The organism is Zarconia sp., assembly GCF_057467645.1.
In genome coordinates this window covers 1-21,408 of sequence record NZ_JBRJXU010000075.1, presented here as the reverse complement: position 1 = coordinate 21,408, position 21,408 = coordinate 1, and the positions used below count along the sequence as shown (strand labels likewise).

Below are 21,408 nucleotides of genomic sequence, written 5' to 3'. Positions count from 1 at the left end.
GTTAACTCATCGAGCTTTATCGCCAGTATCACTTTTTGGCGAAGGTCGTAACTGTAGGGTTTGGGCATGAGGATAACGATCGCCTACGAATTGTTAGCACCACTTCGAGTTTATGCCTAAACCGCCCTGGCGGTTGCTATAATTTCGCCAACGGCTTCCACTCGATTGGGGTATTGGGAATCGGGAACGCGCCGCCAAATCGTGTTGCGTTCTTCCCCCTCGAGGATGGCTACGATGCCCCAGTTGCCGTGGTTGTGAACCCGAGAAACTGTACCCGGTGAAGCGATCGCAGTTTGTACGGTTAAGGGATAACCCAGTTCGTCGTACAGCATCAACGCCGACATCCCCGAATCGTTCCCCGAATCCTTGAATTGCGGCTTTTGCGTCCGAATCCAGTACGAGTTGGTAATCAGTCGCCGGACGATCGATCGCAATGCTGCCAACGTAGAAATCTCGTCATCGCCGCGCTCTAAGACATCTTCAACTTCCGTCAGAAAACGGTGTAAATGGTAGGGAGTCCGCAGCAAATCCCACTCCTTGACCGGCTTGCACACCTGCCAACTTCCATCTCCAGTCACTAAAAAATCCCGATTCTTCATCCCTCATCCCCCTCGTACTCATCGTCGTCATCCGGACGCTCTAAGATATCTCGCACCACATTTCCACCAAATTCGTGGCGGTTTTCGATCTCGCTGACGTGGGTGGCAATTTCTTTGGCTGCTTCAATATCTCCGAGTCGGGCGCGAAGCAAACCGGATGCTGCATAGGCGTTGAGGTAGAGCCGAATATTCGCATCATCTCGGCGAGTATTGAGGATCGGCTTTAATTGAGACCAGTCATCCGGTAGTGCTTCGATGAATTTCACCCGTTCGAGTAATTGCATCGCCACCTTTAAAGCCAATCGATCGTTGCGGGTGTAAAAGAAGTAGCGGTAGGCAGAGACTAAAACATCGAGATGCCCCTCGGCATCAGCCAGCGCCCGCTCCACGTACTCATTTGCGAGAGCGGGATCGTCCCAGTTTGCAGCCGTCAGTTGCAACCACTTTTTCACTGTTTCGGGAACGACGTACCACGCAAATTCTTCGGGATTGGGTACCGGCTGAGTCTGAGTTGGGGGCTGTGGGTTGGAAAGGGGCATGACGATGGCAAGATCTCGATCGATTCAACGACAAACCAGCCATCTTGCACTTCCATGAAATGCAAGACCGCTCGTCGATCGTGAGTAACACTTAGGAATTTTAGGATACGCAACTCGTCACTCCCGGGCACTTATTAAGCTTGCACTCAAAGGCTACATCGGCTCGTTGACAAGCTTTTGAGAGAGTTTTTTGGGACGGTGGACGAGTATTTGAATCGGGAGATCTCGCCAGGGTGGGAAATCTTACAAGGGTATGTTTTTTAGATTTCGGTGGATGTAAGCTGGGAAGGCAGGGGAGGCTGTAGGGGCACAAGCATTTGGGCGATTGACTTTTGGTACAACGAAATCTGACATGTCCAAATGCTTTGCCCACCCCCCGCGATAAATCCCTGTTAGAACCATATCGGGTGATGGCAGGTAGTTCGCAGAGGGAGAACATTTCATTCAATCCTCGCGACAAACTGCCCAGCCGACAATCACTGGAAATCGGGGTGTTCGCACACCATACCGAAGGGCGTTAGCGCGCGCCATACCGAAGGGCGTTAGCGCACGCCATGCCGAAGGCTATAGCATTTGGATTGGTGAGATGTCGTTTCATTCATCATTTTTCGCCCAAATGCGCGCGCCCCTACGGCCCAACAGCCCGACAGCCCGATAGGCAGACAGACTCTATGCCAAACTCTCCTCCGCTTCCGGGTGATACAGCGCGGCATCTAACCGACAGCCGCAGTAGGCGAGAACGTAGAGTTCTTTCAAATCCCGAATCAGGGGATAGCGGGGATTGGCCCCGGTGCATTGGTCGTCGAAAGCTAGATCGGCCATGTCTTCGACTTTATCGTAGAACTCGCGATCGCCCCCGGATAGGGTCTCGGCAATGGTCATGGGAATATCCAGTTGCTGCTTCAACGCTTCAACCGCGTCCACCAAGTTTGCCACTTTCTCGTCAGGCGTTTCTCCCCCCAACTTCAGGTAATCGGCAATTTGCGCGTACCGGGCTTTGGCTTGCGGGTACTCGTATTGGGGGAAAATTGCCTGTTTGAAAGGGGCATCGGTGGCGTTGTAGCGGATGACGTGGGAAATCATCAGGGCGTTCGCCAAGCCGTGGGGGACGTGGAAGGTAGAACCCAGCTTGTGGGCCAGGGAGTGGCAAACCCCGAGGAAAGCGTTGGCAAAAGCCATCCCGGCGATGGTGGCGGCATAGTGGACTTTTTCCCGCGCCTCTGGGTCGTTTGCCCCCTTTTGGTAGGAACGGGGCAGGTACTCGAACAGCAACCCGATCGCCTCTAAAGCCAACCCTTCGGTAAATTCCGTCGCCAACACCGATACGTAGGCTTCCAGGGCATGGGTGAGGGCATCGATGCCACCGTAGGCCGTCAGTTTTTTGGGCATTCCCAGCACCAACTCCGGATCGACGATCGCCATATTCGGAGTCAGGGCGTAGTCGGCGAGAGGGTATTTAATCCCGGTGCGATCGTCGGTTACGACCGCAAACGGCGTCACTTCCGATCCGGTTCCCGAGGTTGTGGGAATCGCCACCATCATCGCTTTTTTCCCCAAAGGCGGCAGTTCGTACACCCGCTTGCGAATGTCCATAAACCGCATCGCCAACCCGTCGAACTCCACTTCCGGCTGTTCGTACATCAGCCACATCACTTTCGCCGCATCCATGGGCGATCCTCCTCCCATGGCAATGATGACATCGGGTTGGAAGCTGTTGAGGAGGGCGAGTCCTTTTTGCACGGTGGTTAGGGAAGGGTCGGGTTCGACGTTATAGAAGATGTCGTGTTCGATGCCGATTTCTTCGAGAACCTCGGTCACTTCTTCCGTCATCCCCAAATCGTAGAGGGGTTTGTCGGTGACGATAACCGCCCGCTGTTTCCCCGCCAACTCCCGCAGGGCAACGGGGAGACAGCCGTATTTGAAATAAACTTTGGGGGGAATCCGGAACCACAACATATTCTCCCGGCGTTCGGAGACGGTTTTGACGTTGAGGAGGTGGCGAACGCCGACATTTTCCGAGATGGAGTTGCCGCCCCAAGTTCCGCAGCCGAGAGTCAGGGAGGGATCGAGTTTGAAGTTGTACAAATCTCCGATCGCCCCTTGAGATGAGGGGGTATTAATTAGAACGCGGGCGGTGGAGACGATCGATTCAAAGGTGGTAATCCGGTCTTGGTTGTGGGGGGCGGTGTAGAGAACGGAGGTGTGGCCGCGCCCTCCCAAGAGTACCAAGTCCTGGGCGGTTTGGGTGGCTGCCTCGAAGTTGGGCGATCGATACATTCCCAAAATCGGAGAGAGTTTCTCGATGGAGAAGGGTTCGGTATCGCCGATGGCTTCCGCTTCCCCGATGAAGACTTTCGTTCCTTCGGGAACGGAAATCCCCGCCAATTCGGCAATTTTTGCGATCGGTTGTCCGATGATGGCGGCGTTGAGACGACCGTCTTTGAGAATCAGGTTGCCGACTTGGGCTTTCTCTTCTGGGTTGAGGAAATAGGCGCCGCGATCGCAGAATTCCTGCTTCACTGCCTCGTACACCTCATCCACCACCACCACGGACTGTTCCGAGGCGCAAATGGTGCCGTTATCGAAGGTTTTGCTTAACAGGATCGAACTGACGGCCATCCGAATTTCGGCGGTTTCGTCGATGACGGCTGGGGTATTGCCCGCCCCAACTCCCAAGGAGGGTTTGCCGGAGGAGTAAGCCGCTTTGACCATCCCCGGCCCGCCGGTGGCCAAAATGAGATCGACGCGGGGATGCTGCATCAGGGCTTTGGAGAGTTCCACCGTCGGTTCGTCGATCCAACCGATGATGTCCGGTGGGGCCCCCGCTGATATTGCCGCATCGAGGACGATTTTTGCCGCTTCTACGGTACAGTTCTTCGCCCGTGGGTGGGGAGAAAAGATAATGGCGTTGCGAGTTTTCAGGGCGAGGAGAGATTTGAAAACCGTGGTGGAGGTGGGATTGGTGGTGGGAACGATTCCGGCGAGGATGCCCACGGGTTCCGCCATTTTCTGGATGCCAAAGTGGCGATCGGATTCGATCGTGCCGCAGGTTTTTTCGTCTTTGTATTTGTTGTAGATATATTCCGAGGCAAAGTGATTTTTAATCACCTTATCTTCGATAACGCCCATCCCCGTTTCGGCAACGGCCATTTTCGCTAAAGGGATTCGTTGGGCGTTGGCGGCTAGGGCTGCTTGCTTGAAGATTTCATCGACTTGTTTCTGCGTAAATTTAGCGTAGGTAGCCTGGGCAGTGAGAACGCGATCGATAAGAGCTTCTAAAGATTGAATGCTGTCCACTTTCATGGGTCTTCCTCTTGGTCGATTTCTTGAGTGGGATCGATTGGAACTGAAAACGGAGCAATGGCGACCCGACACGATTCGAGATCGCCTCGGACGTAAACATCAAGTAAGTCGCAATATCCCCATCGGTATCCTTCGAGTTGAAAATGTTGGCAAAAACAGCAGTGAGGACGATTTAAGGGGTTGTGGGTGGGTGGATGCTTGGTGAGATGTTGGGGGGTTCGTTCTCGATCGACGGGTTCCATGGAACGGGAAAACGATTAACGTTTTATTTTTAGTTTTATAAAGTGCGGGGCAATAAACAGGCTTTTTATGATAAGTTTTTAATTAAATTTGCCTATTTTTGAGCTTAATATTCGATCGCAAACAATCAATTTCAAGCTCGCCCTACACTTCGATCGTATATCGTTTACCCGGCAACCTTACTCGATCGGTAACTTATATTTATAGAAAATGTTCCGAGCATTTTCCACGTCTTCGAGAGACGCGGGAGCGGTGTTGTAGAGTTGGTAGTCGTATCCTAATTCCTGCCATTTATATTCCCCCATTTTGTGAAAGGGCAAAATTTCGACTTTTTCAACGGTTTTTAGGCTAGAAATAAACTTCGCTAATCCTTCAACGTTTTCCGTTGCATTCGTTAAATTGGGAACCAAAACAAAGCGAATCCAAGTATTTTTTTCGATATCGCTTAAATAACGGGCAAAATTGAGGGTGGGTTCCAAAGAAACGCTCGTGACTTGGCGATAGGTCTCCCGATCGAAAGATTTGATATCGAGCAGCACCAAATCCACCACATCGAGCACGGATTTCGCCACCTCTAAATTGACGTAACCGGAAGTATCCAACGCCGTATGAATCCCCAATTCCCGGCAGCGACGGAAGATTTCCCGGACGAACTCCGGCTGCATCAGCGGTTCTCCCCCCGTCACCGTCACCCCCCCGCCAGAAAACGCCATATAGCTGCGATATTTCTGGATTTGGTCGATTAAGCGATCCACCGTCACCTCTTCCCCACCCGTCGGATGGCGGCAATCGGGATTGTGGCAGTAGAGACAGCGCAACGGACAACCTTGAGTGAAGATGACGAACCGGATTCCCGGGCCATCCACCGTCCCGCAGGTTTCGATGGAATGAATGCGTCCGGTTGTTGAAGTTTGAGTCGGCATAGTGTTTTTTGCGCGCAAGGGTGCAGGGACAGGGTCAGGGTCTGTAGGGGCAAAGCATTTGGGCGATCGATCGTGGAACAAAACAACATCTAACAAATCCAAATGCTTCGCCCACCTCGGCGGCAGGGCAGAGCTTCGGGCGCTTTGGGAGCATCGGAGACCTCGGAGGCAAGGGAAGCTAAAATCCCCGGTTTTTTCCAATTCCCCCGTTTCACCCCATCACCGCGTCACCCCACTTCCGTCGGAGTCTCATCCTCACGGACCATAGGACCGCTCGTCTCTTGATGGTGTACGATGAGGATCGAGCAGGGAGCGCGGTGAGAAACGTAGTTGCTGACGCTACCGAGGAACAACTCCTTCAAACCCGATCGCCGCCGACTTCCCGTCACGATCAGATCCGCTTCCCAATCCAAGGCTAACTCGCAGATTTTTTCGCCCGGATTGCCGATGAGTTGGGTAAAGTCCGTTTCGATGCCCTTCGATTCGATCGATTCGGCAAGCGATCGCAACATTTCTAAACCCTTGTCCTCCACAGCGTGCCAAGACTCCAGATAATGCTCGGCAGCGTTGATGTAGATATCCGTGCCGTACTCTGCGGCGGCAAACAACGGTGTCTCGCCGACATTTTCCGTCGTGGGCGACAGAACGTGCAGCAGATGCAACGTCGCTTTACACGCTTGGGCGAGAGATACGGCCTTCTCAAATGCCAATTGACTGATATTCGAGTCATCAATAGCGACTAAAATTCTGCGAAACACGATCGATTTCCTCCTAGTTTTGTGAATTCAGAATTGGGGAATGGGGAATGGGGAATGGGGAATGGGGAATGGGGAATGGGGAACGGGGAACGGGGAACATTTCATTGAATAATTCTCTTCTCCCTTGTCTCCTTGTCCCCTTGTCCCCTTGTCCCCCCAAAACCTCACCCTTCCATCTGGGCAATATCCAACCGGGTTTTGAGAACCGAGTCGGGATTGAGAGAGATGGAATCGATGCCCAACTCAACTAAGAAGCGGGCAAATTCGGGATAGTCAGAGGGGGCTTGACCGCAAATCCCAATTTTGCGATGGTGTTTGTGGGCTTTTTCAATAACCATCCGCACCATCTGCTTCACCGCTTCGTTGCGTTCGTCGAACAAGTGCGCCACCAGCGATGAATCGCGATCGAGTCCCAGGGTAAGCTGGGTCAGATCGTTAGATCCGATCGAGAATCCATCGAACACCTGGGCGAATTCCTCAGCGAGGATGACGTTGCTGGGAATCTCGCACATGACGTAGACTTGCAACCCATTTTCACCCCGTACTAATCCATTTTGGCTCATTTGCCTGAGAACTTGGCGACCTTCATCGGGGGTGCGGCAGAAGGGAATCATCGGAATGACGTTGACCAGTCCCATCTCGTCGCGCACTCGTTTGAGGGCAGTGCATTCCAACCCAAAAGCTTGGCAGTAAGCCGGATCGTAATACCGCGATGCCCCCCGCCAGCCAATCATCGGGTTCTCTTCTTGAGGTTCAAAAGTCTTGCCTCCCAGGAGGTTGGCATATTCGTTACTCTTGAAGTCCGACATGCGGACGATAACCGGTTTGGGATAGAAGGCGGCGGCGATGGTGGCGATGCCCCGGGCGAGTTTATCGACGAAGAAATCGGCTTTGCGATCGTAATTCGGGGTCAGGCGGGCAATTTGAGCTTTGACCGCGTCATCTTCGAATTCGTCGAAATGCAACAACGCCAGGGGATGAACTTTGATGTGGTTGGCGATGATGAATTCCAACCGCGCCAACCCCACCCCATCGCAGGGAATTGCCGCTAAACCTAAGGCTTCCTCGGGATTGCCGACGTTCATCAAAATTTGGGTGCGGGTTTCGGGGAGGTTATCGAGTTGGGTTTCGGTCACTTCAAAAGGAACCAATCCCCGGTAGACTTTCCCCGCTTCTCCTTCGGCGCAACTCACGGTAATTTCTTCTCCTGTGGGAATTTTTCCAGTCGCCGTGGTGCAACCGACGATCGCCGGAATTCCCATCTCGCGGGCGATAATGGCGGCGTGGCAGGTGCGACCCCCCCGGTCGGTGACGATCGCACTGGCTTTTTTCATAATCGGTTCCCAATCGGGATCGGTTTTGGTGGTCACGAGCACTTCACCGGGTTGGAATCGATCGATTTGGCGTACGTCGAGGATGACCCGGGCCTGACCTAGACCGATGGCTTCTCCCACAGCCCGACCGGCAGCGATAACTTCTCCGGTTCCCGTCAGTTGGTAGTTTTTGAGAATCGTGCCGGATTTTTGAGATTGAACGGTTTCCGGTCGCGCCTGGACGATGAATAAGTCCCCGGTTTCCCCATCTTTGGCCCACTCGATATCCATTGGGGTCTGGGTTCCCCGAATTTCGGTGTAGTGCTCTTCGATGATGGTCGCCCATTTTGCCAGGGTGAGAATTTCCTCGTCGCCGATGGCATATTGACTCCGTTCCGACTCGGGAACGGGCACGTTTTTGGTGAGTTTGCCGCCACCGAGGTCGTAGACCATTTTGATTTCCTTGCTGCCGAGGCGCTTTTCGAGAATCGGGCGGCATCCCGCTTCCAACGTCGGTTTGAAGACGAAGAACTCATCGGGATTCACCGATCCCTGAACCACGTTTTCTCCCAACCCGTAGGCAGCGGTAATCAAGGCAATATTTTTAAACCCGGTTTCCGTATCGATGGAGAACATGACCCCGGAAGAGGCGAGGTCGGAACGCACCATCTTTTGCACTCCCACAGACAGGGCAACATCGAAATGGTCGAAGCCGCGAATCGTGCGGTAGGAAATGGCGCGATCGGTGAAAATAGAGGCAAAGCATTTGTGGCAAGCATCGAGAACGTTCTTCACCCCATGAACGTTGAGATAGGTTTCCTGCTGGCCGGCAAAGCTAGCATCGGGCAAATCTTCCGCCGTGGCACTCGATCGCACGGCCACATCGGTGTGGTAGTTATATTCTTGGCACTTGCGCCGTTCCTTTCCATCGAGGCGATCGCAAATTTGGGCATCCGTCCCGTAGCGTTCGCACAGGGTAAAATAGGCGCTGGCGATCGCCGCTTCCAACTCGGGCGGGAACGGCGTATGCAGCATCAAAGAACGGGCTTGCTGACCCCGCTGGCGCAGATTCTGCATGTCCTCCACATCCAAATCGGCGAAAATCTGCCGCAGTTGGCTATCCAGCCCCGCCCGCTCTATAAAATACCGATAAGCGTAAGCCGTCGTCGCAAACCCCGTCGGCACCCTCACCCCCTTCGGCGCAAGCTGCCGAATCATCTCCCCCAGAGACGCATTCTTCCCCCCCACCAAAGGCACGTCCGTCATCCCCACTTCCTCAAACCACAGTACGAAAGCGGTATCTTTCACCGATTGGGTTTTGGTTTCGAGAGCGGTAGCAACCATCATTGCACCTCCTTTTTTAATCAAGGCGTGGGGTGTGGCATATCTGTAGGGGCAAAGCATTTGGGCGATAAATTCTAGAGAAAACGACATCTCATATATCCAAATGCTTCGCCCTCCCGGATTTCATTGAGGCGATCGATTCAACCCTCACCCGAAGGTTTGAGGGAGAGCATGGGGCTTCTCAAACCCGCTCGTGAAACGTCCGACTCACCACATCCAACTGCTGTTCGCGGGTCAATTTAATAAAGTTCACCGCATACCCCGACACCCGAATCGTCAGTTGGGGATATTTCTCCGGATGTTCCATGGCATCGAGCAAGGTTTCCCGATTCAACACGTTGATGTTGATGTGGTGACCTTCACTGTGGAAGTAACCATCGAGCATTCCCGCGAGGTTGTTGGTACGATCGCCCTCCGTTTTCCCCAAGGCTTTCGGCACGATCGAAAAGGTATAGGAAATGCCATCCTGGGCGTGTTCGTAGGGCAGTTTCGCCACCGATTCCAACGCCGCAATCGCCCCGTGGGTATCCCGACCGTGCATCGGGTTCGCCCCCGGTGCAAAAGGCTGTCCGGCTTTGCGGCCGTCGGGGGTACTGCCGGTTTTCTTGCCGTAGACCACGTTAGAGGTGATGGTGAGGATGGATTGGGTGGGAACCGCATCGCGATAGGTTTTGTGCTGGCGCACTTTGTTCATGAAGTCGGCTACTACGCGCGAAGCAATGGCGTCGACGCGATCGTCGTTGTTGCCGAATTTGGGATAATCTCCTTCAATGGCGTAATCTACCGCCAGTCCCTCTTCGTTGCGCAGTACCTTCACCCGCGCGTACCGAACTGCCGAGAGGGCATCGGCCACCACCGACAACCCCGCCACCCCGCAAGCCATCGTCCGATACACGTCGCGATCGTGGAGGGCCATTTCCAGGCGTTCGTAGCAGTACTTATCGTGCATGTAGTGGATGACGTTGAGGGTATTGACGTAGAGTTTCGCCAACCAATCGAGCAAGCGATCGAACTTCGCCGTCACTTCCCCATCCTCGAGATATTCCGAGGTAATCGGGGCGAATTCCGGGGTCACCTGTACTCCCGATTTCTCATCCTTACCGCCGTTGACGGCATACAGAAGGGCTTTGGCGAGATTCACCCGCGCCCCGAAAAACTGCATCTGCTTGCCGATGCGCATTCCGGACACGCAACAGGCAATGCCGTAGTCGTCGCCGTAGTAGCGCCGCATCAAATCGTCGTTTTCGTACTGAATCGAACTGGTTTCGGCGGAGACTTTGGCGCAGAAGCGTTTGAAATTCTCCGGTAATCGTTCGGACCATAACACCGTCAGGTTGGGTTCCGGGGCCGGACCGAGGTTAAATAAGGTGTGCAGGAACCGGAAGCTGGTTTTGGTCACCAACGTCCGTCCGTCTTCCCCCATACCGCCGATGGATTCGGTGACCCAAGTGGGATCGCCCGAAAACAGCTCGTTGTAAGCCGGGGCCCGCAGGAACCGCACCATTCGCAGTTTCATCACGAAATGGTCGATGAGTTCTTGGACGTCGGCTTCGGAAATTTCCCCACTCTTCAAATCCCGTTCGGCGTAGATATCCAGGAAAGTCGAAACCCGTCCCAAGGACATTGCCGCCCCGTTTTGCTCTTTAATAGCCCCCAAATAGCCAAAATAGGTCCATTGAATGGCTTCGCGAACGTTGGCGGCCGGTTCGCCGATGTCGAATCCGTAGGCGGCGGCCATTTCTTTAAGTTCTTGCAGGGCGCGAATTTGCTCGGAAATTTCTTCGCGCAGGCGAATGGTTTCTTCGTCGATGCAGTCGAGTTCGAGGGAAGCCAGTTGGGTCTTTTTATCTTCAATTAAACGGCGAACGCCGTACAGGGCAACTCGACGGTAATCGCCGATAATTCGCCCCCGTCCGTAGGCATCGGGTAGCCCGGTAATAATCCCAGACTTGCGCGCCCGTTTCATTTCGGGGGTATAGGCATCGAATACACCATCGTTGTGAGTTTTTCGATATTTTTTAAAGATCTCTTCCGTTTGCGACTCGAGGGTGTAGCCGTAGGCGTCTAAGGAATTTTTCACCACTCGAATTCCCCCAAAGGGCATAATCGCTCGTTTGAGGGGTTTATCGGTCTGCAAACCGACGATTGTTTCTAAATCTCGGGCAATATAACCCGGTGGATGAGCAGTAATGGATGTGGGGACTCGGGTATCGGCATCGAGCACGCCCCGTTCCCGTTCTTGCCCCATCAAAAAGGTGACTTTATCCCAGAGAGTGCGGGTCCGATCGGTGGGTGATGAGAGGAACGTATCGTTTGCGGTGTAAGGCGTGTAGTTTTTTTGAATGAAGTCGCGGACGTTAATCTCTTGCGTCCATTTTCCGGCGGTGAAACCTTTCCATTGCTCGAACATTTCTTTCCCTCCGAATATTATGTTGTGGCTTGGGGAACGATCGAGAGTCTCTTTAAGTTTCCTTACTTTCGATCTTAACGTTTTTCTTGGGTAGCGATGAAGGTTTGTTATTTTGTTTTACAAATTAAAGTCAGAAAAATTTTATATTTTTTGGCAACAAATTTGTTGCTTTAATATTTAATTTCAGATTTAATGATTTAGATATATCTCGGTTTTTTGGTGATAAATAAAATAAATTTGTTGTATAATATAATTAAATCCAAATCCAATCAACTCCATCCGTATTAATAGGGATAAAGTGCTCGATCGACGAATTTAAAGCCGCGAAAATTAGGCCTTCATGGCTCTGGAATGGCGCCGGTTCTCTGACGATTTCGATCGACGATGGGGAAACGGAGCCGATCGCCTTTACACCAGCCAACGGTTTAAATTCGGATCTCCTCTAAAACTTCGAAAAAATTTAAGGAAAGAATCGAGCGGGCCACCCCCGATCTTTTCTCCCAGTTCGCGACAACTCAACGTATCGATTTCCCTTCAGCTCGATCTCGCAGCACTCGTGCAGGAGTATCCTTTGCCATGACTCAGACTTACTCGCCCTTGAAATCCAACCCCGGCATCAGTCGGGGTGGCGATCGGACCCACGACATTCTCCAGTGCGATCGTCACCCCCTCAACGCCATCTTCGCCCCCCAAACCGTCGCCGTCATCGGCGCCACCGAAAAACCCAACAGCGTCGGACGTTCCCTGTTCTGGAACCTAATTCGTTCCCCCTTCGGCGGCACGGTGTTTCCCGTCAACCCCAAGCGCCGCAACATCTTGGGGGTTCGCGCCTATCCCACCATCGCCGCCGTTCCCGAAGCGGTGGATTTAGCGGTCATCGCCACCCCCGCCCCCACGGTTCCCGATCTGATCCGCCAATGCGCCGATGCCGGGGTTAAAGGGGCGATCGTGATTTCCGCCGGATTCAAAGAAATCGGGGCGGCCGGCATCGCCCTGGAACGGGAAATCCAGGCTCAAGCCCGCCGCGGCAAGATGCGGGTCATCGGTCCCAACTGCCTGGGGGTGATGAGTCCCCTAACGGGCTTAAATGCCACCTTTGCGGGCACCATGGCTCGTCCCGGGAACGTCGGATTTATCAGTCAAAGCGGCGCCTTGTGTACCGCCGTCCTCGATTGGAGTTTGCAAGATAACGTCGGTTTCAGTGCCTTTATCTCCATCGGGTCGATGCTAGATGTGGGTTGGGGGGATTTAATCTACCACCTGGGAGACGACCCCGCCACCCAAAGCATCGTCATCTACATGGAATCCATCGGCGACGCGCGGGCGTTCCTCTCCGCCGCGAGAGAAGTAGCCCTCACCAAACCAATTATCGTCCTTAAAGCCGGACGCACGGAGGTGGCCGCCCAAGCTGCAGCCTCCCATACCGGAACCCTCGCCGGTAGCGATGACGTTCTCGACGGTGCCTTTCGTCGCTGTGGGGTATTGCGGGTGAACCGGATCGAGGATCTGTTTAATATGGCCGAAATCCTCTCCAAACAGCCCCGTCCCCGAGGAAAGCGCCTCACCGTCCTCACCAACGCCGGCGGACCGGGGGTTCTCGCCACCGATGCCACCATTACTTCTGGCGGCAAACTCGCCCCACTCGCCCCAGAAACGATCGCCGCCCTAGATGAATGCTTGCCCCCCCACTGGAGTCATAGCAACCCGATCGATATCCTGGGCGATGCCGATCCCGAACGCTACGCCCAAGCCCTGAAAATCGCCGCTGCCGACCCCAATAGCGACGGACTGCTGGTGATTCTCACCCCCCAGGCGATGACCGATCCCACCCAAACCGCCGAAAAACTCAAACAAGCCATTACCGAACTCAAACCCGAACTCCAGCACAAACCCCTGTTGGCCAGTTGGATGGGGGGTGCAGATGTTGCCGCCGGGGAAGCCATCCTCAACCAAGCCCAAATCTACACCTTCCCCTATCCCGACAGTGCTGCGCGCGCCTTCAACTTAATGTGGCAGTACAGCAAGAACCTGCGCAGTTTGTACGAAACCCCCACCCTGGCGCGGGAGATTGCCAACGGCAGCCGAGAACGGGATATCGCCGCCGAGACGATTCAAACGGTACGCGAAGGGGGGCGCACCCTCCTCAGTGAATGGGAATCGAAACAAGTCCTCGCCGCCTACGGCATTCCTACCGTCCCCACCTACCTCGCTACCACCCCGGAAGATGCGATTGCCGCCGCAGACGCCATCGGCTATCCCGTCGTCCTCAAACTGCACTCGGAAACCATCACCCACAAAACCGATGTAGGGGGGGTGAAGTTAAATCTCCCCGATGCGGAAGCGGTTCGCAATGCTTACACTGCCATCCAAAATGCCGTGCACCCGATCGACTTTGCCGGTGTTACCGTCCAGCCGATGGTCAAACGCGATGGCTACGAACTCATCCTCGGTAGTAGCATCGATACTCAATTCGGACCGGTGCTGTTGTTCGGAACCGGGGGACAACTGGTAGAAGTATTTGCAGACCGCGCCCTGGGACTGCCCCCACTCAATACCACCCTGGCACGGCGGATGATGGAAGGCACTCGCATCTACCGGGCACTCAAAGGGGTACGGGGGCAGGCAGCGGTAGATTTGCCCGCCCTGGAACAACTTTTGGTGCGGTTCAGCCAACTGGTTGTCGAACGCCCGGACATTCGGGAAATCGATATCAATCCCCTCTTGGCGAGTGCTGACGGACTCCTGGCCCTCGACGGACGGATTATCCTCCACGAAGCCGATGCCGAACCCCTCCCCCGTCCAGCGATTCGCCCCTACCCCACTCAATATATTTGGTCGTGGACGATGAGGGATGAAACTCCCATCACCATTCGTCCCATCCGCCCGGAAGACGAACCGTTGGTGGTGCAATTTCACCAAACCCTGTCCGAAGAAAGCGTGTACCTGCGCTACTTCCATTTGATGAAACTGCAAGCGCGCATCGCCCACGATCGCCTCACCCGTATCTGTTTCATCGATTACGATCGCGAAATTGCCTTGGTTGCCGAAACCCAATCCCCGGAACCGACCATTCTCGGCATCGGTCGCTTGAGTCGTTTATCGGGAACCCGAGAGGCGGAATTTGGAATGCTGGTGAGCGATCGCGCTCAAGGTCGGGGGCTGGGCACTCAATTGCTGCGTCAGTTGCTTGAAGTCGCCCGCCAAGAACAACTCACGCGCGTCTCGGCGCAAATTCTACCGGATAACCGAGCGATGCAGCATCTGTGCACCAAACTCGGCTTTCACTTAGAACGAAAATTGGGGGAAGTTCACGCGCGATACGATTTTTGAATTCGCAGGCGCGGAATTTGGAAGGGGGAACGTCGGGAAAAATGGAGAATGATTTGACGCGGTGACGCGGGGATGGGGTGACGCGGAGAGAGGGAAAAGCGTTGTCAGCGACCCATTGTCAATTGCCAATTCATTGTCCATTACACACTCTTCCGAAGAAGGGCGAAGCATTTGGATCGGTTAGATTTCGTTTGATTCATAACGAATCGCCCAAATGCGATCGCCCCTACAGACCCTGCCTCCTTGCCCCCAATCTCAGAGACAAGCCTACTGAGGAAGCAGGTCGTCGATATCCCGGCTGCCGGAACGGGAGTCGATACGCAAGGTGGCTTCATCCCGTGCTAAATCGTAGGTCAGCGGAGTGGGACTCGCGGCCAGGTTTGAGTCCCCTTCACGCACGAGGTCTGCTTGGGGATACTCCGTGGCCAATCCATCAATGGCCGAAATGCGATCGGGCGTTGCCGGGTGAGTTTCGCTGGCGGTGACCCCCAGGCGACTGAGAAGGGTCATCACCGTCTGGCATCCCTGGGGATCGAACCCCGCTCGCGTCATATAGATATATCCCAGCTCGTCGGCCTCAAACTCCTGAGAATGGTTGAGTTCCTGCCACTCCAATAAAAGCTGTGCTTCCTTCTCGGCATAAATGGTATCAATCCGTTCGGCAGCTTCTTGGACGCGCTCTTCCTTGCTGTCTCCGAACAGCCCACCGATCGCACTCAGACCTCCTTGAATCAAGGCGCCTTCCGTGCCGCCGACGGCAGACCCTAAAATCGCTCCCGCACCGCTGCTCACCCATTCACCGGCACCGAGTTCTTCTAAATCCCCGCGCAAGTCTTCTTCTTCGGCAGCCACTTCTTCAAAGGCTTCGGCCCGCATTTGTTCGAGGATTTCCTCGCGCTCGGCACCGCCCACGGCAATATGATTTTCGGTGTGGTGTGCCATTTCATGACCGACAACACAGGCAATGGCATCGGGATCTCCATCGATGCGATCGAGCAATCCATTATAAAATGCCACCAGATTGACATCGGTGGCAAAAGCATTCACGTTGTATTCTGGGGAAATGTAGAGCCGCCAGGGGAGGTTGTCGAGTTGATTGGCTCGCGCGATTCGCTCCATCACCCGGTACAGGATGTAGTAATCTTCGGGTAGCTCCTGCCTGGCTCGGTTGAAGAACGCCTCAGCATCGGTTGCGTTCCCCGGTGTCCCATTTCCCGGTTTGGCTTGGGCGATTGTCGTCCCGTGCGCTGGAGAATGAGTTGACTTGCTCGCCGCCGCACCTGTTGCGGCTACCGTATTGAAAAGTACGATCGACAAAGCCATCGATAAAAAATATTTCAAGTTCATTTTGGTCCTCAAATTTTATATTCAAGATGGTCGGCACAGTCCTCGATATCCTCTCGGTTCCGCCCAACACATATCTCTGTTTTATTATCTCTTCATCTAAATGCGATCGCTTCCGAGCGCACATCGAGCAGCCCGCTCGGCGATCGAAACCCTCGCCAGAAACCCTCCGATCCCAAACTGAGTGTCATTCATTGGGGGCGATCGGTAACGATACGGTAAATCGGGTTCCATCGGGAGTACTATTCACCCAAAGAGACCCCCCGTGTTTTTGGATAATTTTCTGACAAATATACCAATCGAGCTGAGTGTGCGAGTCGGTCTCGGTTGTGCTCGCGGGGGCAGTGGGCGAGTGATTGTTGGAAATGGAGACCCGAACTTGGCTTGGGGATGCGGCGGTTTCGATCGTCAAAATTCCGCGATCGCCCATGGCTTGTAGCGCATTTTCCATCAGGTTCGTCCAGACTTGAGATAACTCGTTGGGATAGCACGGAACCAACGGCAAGGAACTGTATTTTTCCACCAGTTGAATCTTCGCGGGCAAGCGGTAGTGGAAGAGCGAGCGTACCATTTCCAGCCCCTCCGTGACGTTCGCGAGCACCGGCGTTTGAGAGATATCTCGACCGGCATAATTATTGAGAGCCCTGAGAACTCGATCGGCGCGATTGACAGCGACCTCAATGCGATCGATACTGCGGCAAGCGGTGACGAGGGTTCGCGCCATGGTGAAGATGCGATCGCGCTCTTGTGCTGCGAGCAAAGATTCAACGAACTCCACATCCAAACCGACCCCCAATTCGACCAAAATCGAGGACAGTGTCGAGTCGGGATCGGGGATCTTGAGGGATTTGAGTTGTCGGGCGAGTTGGCGTTGAAGGCTGCGTCGTTCTTTCGTCGTGGCGGTTGCTTTTGTCGTCACCGCGAGATCGAAGAGTTGCGTAAAACTCTCCCGTTGTGGCGCCGATAGGGTATCCCAAAATGGGGGAAACTCCGATCTGAGGGTATCGAGCACCTCGCGCATTGGATACAGTGCCGTGCGAATCACCGTCAGCGGATCGTTGATTTCCCCAGTAATACCCGCAGCTAAGCGCCCCAGGGCTGTCATTTTCTCCCGAAGAATCACTTCACTTTGCAATGCTTGCAATTGAGAGAGGGTTCGATCGAGTTGGAGATTCTGTGCTTGTAAATCTCGTTCGGCTTGTTGGCGCTGTTGGATTTGGGCTTCAAGTTGGCGATTGCGCGCCATCAAATCTCGATTTTTGCGATCGAGTTTGAGTTGGAGGGTGCGGATCGTGAGTTGGTGTTCGATGCGAGCGATGACTTCTTCCGTTTGAAAGGGTTTGGTGATATAGTCCGCACCGCCCACTTGGAAGCCTCTCACTTTATCTTCCCCCTGAGCCAAGGCACTCAAAAATAAAACCGGAACATCGCGGGTTCTCGGATCGCGTTTGAGGCGATCGCAAACTTCGTAGCCATCCATGCGCGGCATGAGGATATCGAGCAGAATTAAATCTGGAGGCTTGGCCCAGGCTGCTTGAAGCGCCATTTCACCGCTGATGGTGACCCGTACGCGATACCGATCGCGCAGAAGTTGAGACAGAAAATGAAGGTTATCCGCCCGATCGTCGACGATGAGCAGATCGGGTTTGGACGATTGGGATTCAAGCAATGGAGCTTTGAAAGAAACAGAAGTCTTGAGGCCTATTTTAACGTCAGTTCGGGATAAAAAGTGTCCGGTGGGGGTAGGGGGGTAGGTGTCGGGTGTCGGGGGTAGAGTCGGGGGCGATCGTGAGTGCTTGGAGTCGATTAGAGCGAGTGCTGCTACGCAGAATTAAAAATGCGCGCATTAAAAATTAAAAATGCCTACTGTATATCGCTTTCAGCGGTTGAGAGCTCGGTAATTATTTCTGCCGTGCTGCACGAGTGGGATTCGAGCTTCTTCGACTCATGAGTCGAATCTACATCAGCTCCTTCGACTTTTAACTATCCTTAACCCGAACTGACGTTAAATAAACCACAAGAAGCGCCATAACGGATAATCGACAATAGACAATGACTCAGTTGCACCCCACACCCCATTCCCTATTCCCGATTCCCCGATTTAAAACGATCGAGGAAGGTTTGGGTCAAGTTATAGATAATGTCGAATTGAAATGTTTCCGTCCATTCTTGGAGTTGTTGGAGAAGCGCTCCATGAATTGGTGGAATTTCCGTTAAGATGCCCTCGACTTGTTCTTGTTCTAAGGTTCCGGCGGCAAAGTTGAGTCGCTCGATCCAGTCTCGGGGCATCACCGCAAAGGACTCGGGGGAGAAGGAGGTGGCGGCACGTTCGGGGATGGGGGGCACGGGTGCTCGATCGTCGTATTGGTAGCGCACCCCCAGAAGGTGAGCAATTTTCTCTAACAGGTTAGGTCCTCGTACGGGCTTGGCCGTAAAGTCATCGCAGCCGGCGGAGAGGAAGACATTTTTATCGGCATCGAAAGCACTGGCAGTGAGGGCGATGATGGCAACCGCTTGACCGGCGACACTGCCGCGAATGCGCCGCACTGCATCGTAACCATCCATCACCGGCATGCGCATATCCATCAGAATCAGCTGGGGCTGATGTTTGTGCCACATGTCGATGGCCTGTTGTCCGTTTTCGGCTTCGAGGGTCTCGAATCCTAGGGGAGTTAGGAGTTGAACGAGCATCTGGCGATTTTCCCATTGGTCTTCAACGATCAAGATGCGGCAGGGGGGTTGGTCTGGGGCGAGTCGGACAATAGTTTGGGTTGAGGTGGGAGGTAATGGGATTCGATCGCCTTCTCCATCGAGAGTTTTTAGAGGCAGATCGAACCGGACGACCGTACCCACTCCGACGGTACTTTCCACCTCGATACTGCCCCCCATCAGCTCGATAAAATGCCGGCAAATCGCTAGACCCAACCCCGTCCCTTCGGCCGATCGCCGTCCGGCAATCCCGCGATCGAAGGCCTGGAAAATTTGCTCTAATTCCTCCGGTTCGATGCCCACGCCGGTATCTTCCACCTCAAAACGCAACCGGGTGGAGGGTTCTTCGGGTCCCTCGATGGTATCTTGGAGGGAAAAGCCGGCGAACACCCGCAGGGTAATGCCACCGGTGTGGGTAAATTTAATGGCATTGACGAGCAGGTTAATCAGGATTTGACGCAGCTTGGCTTCGTCCACTTCCACCATCACTGGCACTTCTGGAGCGATCTCCCGACTCAGAGTCAAGGCTTTGCGACTGGCTTTGAATTCGAGCATCTCGGTGGTCGCGCTCAGAAGTTGATACAGGTTAATGGGGGTGGCAATCAGTTCGACTTTGCCCGCTTCGATTTTGGCGAGATCGAGAATATCGTTGATCAGAGACAGAAGATGCTCGCCGCTGCGGAGAATGGTTTGCAGGGTTTTGTGCTGTTCGCGATCGAGGTTTGCATCCCGCGCTAGAATTTCGCTGAAGCCGAGGATGACGTTGAGGGGGGTGCGCAGTTCGTGACTCATGGTGGCGACGAAATCGCTTTTGGCACGACTGGCGGCAATGGCTTCTTCCCGGGCGGTTTCAAGTTCGGCGTTGGTTTGACCTAAAGCGAGGTAGTTCTGGTGCAGTTCGGCTTCGGCCCGCTTGCGATCGCTAATATCTTCAAACACCAACAACTGCCCGAGAACTCGATCGCCTTCGGTGACGGGGACGCAGAAACGGCGCAGCACCCGCCCGTCTTTGAGGGACACTTCATCTTCAACCATCATCAGCTCTTCTCGGACGATGTAGGGTTGGGTGGTACGGACAAATTCTTCGAGATCGATCGCCTCCACACACCGCTCCATAACCGCATCGTGCCCGATTTCTCCATGGACGATCGCCGTGGCACTGTCTTCCAGTTGCCACAGGCGACAAAACTCATCGTTGGCAAATAACACCCGATCGCTCTCGGGGTTGCCGGCGTAAATTCCCAGGGGAATCACCTGAACGATGGTGCGCAAGAGAGCTTCGCTGCGATGCAGTTGCTCTTCGATGGCGAGGCGCTCGGTAATATCGGTTTGTACGCCGATGAAGTGGGTGAGGGTTCCGGCATCGTCGTGCAACGGGGTCACGCTCAGTTGATTCCAAAAAGGGGTGCCGTCGCGGCGGTAGTTGAGCAAGACCACCTGGCAGGAAGTTCCCGCTTTTAGAGCTTGCTGCAATCGCTTGAGTTCCACGAGCTGGGTATCTTCTCCTTGTAGGAAACGGCAGTTGCGACCGATAACGTCCTTCGCGTCATATCCCGTTAGCATCTCGAAGCCGGAGTTGACGTACACCAGAGGTAATTCCCCTTGTCTGGCATCGGCGATCGAAATGCCGTTACTCGCAGCATCCACGGCCCGTTGGAGCAGTTGCAATTGCAGTTGTTGCTGTTTGCGTTCGCTGATATCTCGCCCTTCGGGAATCAGCAGCGTCACCGCCCCGGATTGGTCGAAAATCGGGCGCAGGGAGAAATCGAGGGTGACGATGCGATTTCGATCGCCCCAAACTTCCACTTCGTAGCGGACGAACTCCCCCTCGGCCGCCCGCGCGATCGCCCGTTGGAGTTGGGTTTGGGTTGCGGGGGAAATCCTCCACCAGTGCCCTTCCCAAAAAGGTTGGCCCACCACTTCATTGCGGGTCATGCCGCCGAAATCGAGCATAGTTTGGTTGGCTTCGAGGAGAATCCCGCTGGGGTCGAGCAAACCGATAAATTGGAACGTACTATCGAAGATGGCGCGAAACCGGATTTGGATGGTTTTGAGTTCGCTAATCTCAACGAAGGAAATCGCCACCCCATCCAAGCGTCCGTCTTCGAGCAGGTAGGGATTGATGCGCATCAACAAATAAACATCCTCTTCCACCAGCTTGACTTCTCGATCGATGGTTTCTTGAGAGTCGATGACGTCTTGAATCAAGCTCAGGAGATTGGGACATTCGAGATTGTGGGTGATGTGTTTGAGGGGACGATCGATATCCACTTGGGTGAGGTTCACGGCGACAGTGGCGGCCGGGGTGAATTTGCGAATGTTTAAGTGGCAATCGAGAAAGACCACCCCAATAGAGGTACTGCGCAACAGGTTATCGATATCGTTGTTGAGTTCCGTGAGTTCTTCGATTTTCGATTGGTATTCAGCGTTAACGGTATAGAGTTCTTCGTTGACGGAATGGAGTTCTTCGTTGGTACTTTGCAACTCCTCGTTGGAGGCAATGAGTTCTTCGTTGGTGGCCTGTTGTTCTTCGTTGGTGGTTTCGAGTTCTTCGATCACCGCTTGGAGGTTTTCGCGGGTTTGTTGGAGTTCGTAT

General features: G+C 54.0%; 12 protein-coding genes. 1 reads left to right on the top strand and 11 read right to left on the bottom strand.

The features are described from left to right. Positions 1-116 precede the first annotated feature (116 nt). The 8 genes from AC2215_RS11070 to pflB form a co-directional block, all read right to left on the bottom strand. Complete coding sequence (locus AC2215_RS11070) at positions 117-599, bottom strand: cysteine dioxygenase family protein (RefSeq protein ID WP_486810053.1); 483 nt, start codon at positions 597-599, stop codon at positions 117-119. Continuing rightward, a complete protein-coding gene (locus AC2215_RS11065) occupies positions 596-1,138 on the bottom strand; it encodes a hypothetical protein (protein ID WP_486810052.1) in 543 nt (180 codons plus the stop codon). Before AC2215_RS11065 ends, AC2215_RS11070 begins: the two co-directional genes overlap by 4 nt. Positions 1,139-1,807: 669 nt before the next feature. Next, a complete protein-coding gene (gene adhE / locus AC2215_RS11060; RefSeq protein ID WP_486810051.1) occupies positions 1,808-4,441 on the bottom strand; it encodes a bifunctional acetaldehyde-CoA/alcohol dehydrogenase in 2,634 nt (877 codons plus the stop codon). Further along, the gene (locus tag AC2215_RS11055; RefSeq protein WP_486810050.1) at positions 4,438-4,683 is read right to left on the bottom strand and encodes a hypothetical protein; all 246 of its coding nucleotides are present in this window, start codon (positions 4,681-4,683) and stop codon (positions 4,438-4,440) included. Before AC2215_RS11055 ends, adhE begins: the two co-directional genes overlap by 4 nt. A 177-nt stretch (positions 4,684-4,860) precedes the next feature. Continuing rightward, complete coding sequence (gene pflA, locus AC2215_RS11050) at positions 4,861-5,604, bottom strand: pyruvate formate-lyase-activating protein (protein WP_486810049.1); 744 nt, start codon at positions 5,602-5,604, stop codon at positions 4,861-4,863. Between the two features lie 227 nt (positions 5,605-5,831). Continuing rightward, the gene (locus AC2215_RS11045) at positions 5,832-6,362 is read right to left on the bottom strand and encodes a universal stress protein (RefSeq protein ID WP_486810048.1); all 531 of its coding nucleotides are present in this window, start codon (positions 6,360-6,362) and stop codon (positions 5,832-5,834) included. 164 nt (positions 6,363-6,526) lie between these two features. Further along, positions 6,527-9,019 carry a phosphoenolpyruvate synthase gene (ppsA, locus tag AC2215_RS11040; RefSeq protein WP_486810054.1) on the bottom strand — a complete coding sequence of 831 codons (2,493 nt, stop codon included), beginning with the start codon at positions 9,017-9,019 and terminating at the stop codon, positions 6,527-6,529. A 181-nt stretch (positions 9,020-9,200) separates the two neighbouring features. Beyond that, on the bottom strand, positions 9,201-11,429 hold the full coding sequence (pflB, locus tag AC2215_RS11035) for a formate C-acetyltransferase (RefSeq protein ID WP_486810047.1): 2,229 nt from the start codon (positions 11,427-11,429) through the stop codon (positions 9,201-9,203). Between the two features lie 576 nt (positions 11,430-12,005). Between pflB and AC2215_RS11030 the strand changes: the two genes are divergently transcribed. Then, a complete protein-coding gene (locus tag AC2215_RS11030) occupies positions 12,006-14,759 on the top strand; it encodes a bifunctional acetate--CoA ligase family protein/GNAT family N-acetyltransferase (protein ID WP_486810046.1) in 2,754 nt (917 codons plus the stop codon). Between the two features lie 267 nt (positions 14,760-15,026). Here the strand turns inward: AC2215_RS11030 and AC2215_RS11025 are convergent, their stop codons facing one another. From AC2215_RS11025 to AC2215_RS11015, 3 genes are all read right to left on the bottom strand, one after another. Next, positions 15,027-16,106, bottom strand: coding sequence for a M48 family metalloprotease (locus AC2215_RS11025; RefSeq protein WP_486810045.1), 1,080 nt, complete (start codon positions 16,104-16,106; stop codon positions 15,027-15,029). A gap of 184 nt (positions 16,107-16,290) precedes the next feature. Continuing rightward, complete coding sequence (locus AC2215_RS11020; RefSeq protein ID WP_486810044.1) at positions 16,291-17,772, bottom strand: hybrid sensor histidine kinase/response regulator; 1,482 nt, start codon at positions 17,770-17,772, stop codon at positions 16,291-16,293. A 413-nt stretch (positions 17,773-18,185) separates the two neighbouring features. Next, positions 18,186-21,408, bottom strand: a 3,223-nt coding sequence (locus tag AC2215_RS11015) for a PAS domain S-box protein (protein ID WP_486810043.1), incomplete at its 5' end; no start/stop codon positions are given.